Annotated in this window: 2 protein-coding genes and 1 pseudogene; all 3 read left to right on the top strand. The window is 74.4% G+C overall.

Annotated elements, in window-relative coordinates; translation table 11 throughout:
* On the top strand, positions 1–182 hold a 182-nt coding region (locus ACIQOV_RS41790), incomplete at its 5' end, for a molybdopterin-dependent oxidoreductase (protein ID WP_401056423.1).
* Between the two features lie 47 nt (positions 183–229).
* The gene (locus tag ACIQOV_RS41795) at positions 230–667 is read left to right on the top strand and encodes a hypothetical protein (RefSeq protein WP_401056425.1); all 438 of its coding nucleotides are present in this window, start codon (positions 230–232) and stop codon (positions 665–667) included.
* 122 nt (positions 668–789) lie between these two features.
* A pseudogene (locus tag ACIQOV_RS41800) lies at positions 790–1,297 on the top strand (5'-methylthioadenosine phosphorylase); the annotation flags it as partial.

Below are 1,297 nucleotides of genomic sequence, written 5' to 3' on the forward strand. Positions count from 1 at the left end.
GCCCCTACACCTCGGTGCTGCTGCGGGGCAACCAGATCCGCGACCCCCGGTCCCTCCTGGCCCTGCACGTCAACGGAGCCGACCTGTCGCTCGACCACGGCTTCCCGGCCCGGATCATCGTCCCCGCCAACCCCGGTGTGAACAACACCAAGTGGGTCGGCCGACTCACCTTCAGGACGTGACCGTGGCCCGACCCGCCCGCCTCACCCGCTGGTACGGCGCAGGGCCGATGCACCTGCTCGTGCTGCTCGCCTCGTTCGCGCTCACCGGTTACGCCGCCGAGCGGCTGGTGTCCGACCGGGCCCTCGCGGTGGTGCTCTGGTTCGTCGGCGGGGCCCTCGCCCACGACCTGGTCCTGCTGCCGCTCTACTCGCTCGCCGACCTCTCCGCCCGGTCCGTCCTGCGCCACCGCCACGAGCGGGCTCCGACCGTCGAGTGGATCAACTACCTGCGGGCACCGGTCGTCCTGTCCGGCCTCCTGCTGCTCGTCTGGTTCCCCCTCGTCCTGAACCTGTCCGAGCCGTACCCGGGGGCCACCGGGCTGTCGGAGGAGGTCTACCTCGGCCGGTGGCTCGCCGTCAGCGGAGTCCTGTTCGGCGCGGCGGCCGTCGCCCTCGCGCTGAAGCTCCGCCGCGTCGGCCGATCCCGGCGGTCCACGCCCGGGTGAGCGGCGGGCCGGCCCGCACCGGCGGTGCGGGGTTCGTGAACCGTAAGACCGGATTTCGAGACCCGAGGCCCGCTGGTTCCCGCAGCGGCCGGAACGGTCTCGCCGAGAGAGAGGTGGAACACATGAGGGTACGTGGGGATGCGCCGCGGGCCGAGGTCGGTGTGATCGGCGGCTCGGGCTTGTACGCGCTGCTGGACGAGGTGACCGAGGTGCGGGTCGACACGCCGTACGGGCCACCGAGCGACGCGCTGTTCCTGGGCGAGGTGGCCGGTCGCCGGGTCGCCTTCCTGCCCCGGCACGGGCGCGGGCACAGGCTGTCGCCGCACCGGATCGACTACCGGGCCAACCTCTGGGCGCTGCACGCGCTGGGGGTGCGGCAGGTGTTCGGGCCGTGCGCGGTGGGCGGGCTGCGGCCGGAGTACGGGCCCGGCACGCTGCTGGTGCCGGACCAGTTCGTGGACCGGACCTCGGGCCGGGTGCAGACCTACTACGACGGGCAGCCGCTGCCGGACGGCTCCGTCCCCGAGGTGGTGCACGTGCCGATGGCCGACCCGTACTGCCCGGCGGGGCGGCGGGCGGCCCTGGACGCCGCCGCCGCGGCGGCCTGGGGGCCGGTGGACGGCGGCACCC

The organism is Kitasatospora sp. NPDC091257 (assembly GCF_044757675.1).
Classification (GTDB): Bacteria; Actinomycetota; Actinomycetes; order Streptomycetales; family Streptomycetaceae; genus Kitasatospora; species Kitasatospora lactacystinica.

Coding starts and splice junctions, on each gene's coding strand:
- ACIQOV_RS41795 (WP_401056425.1), top strand. CDS start 230: ATGCACCTGCTCGTGCTGCTCGCCTCGTTCGCGCTCACCGGTTACGCC.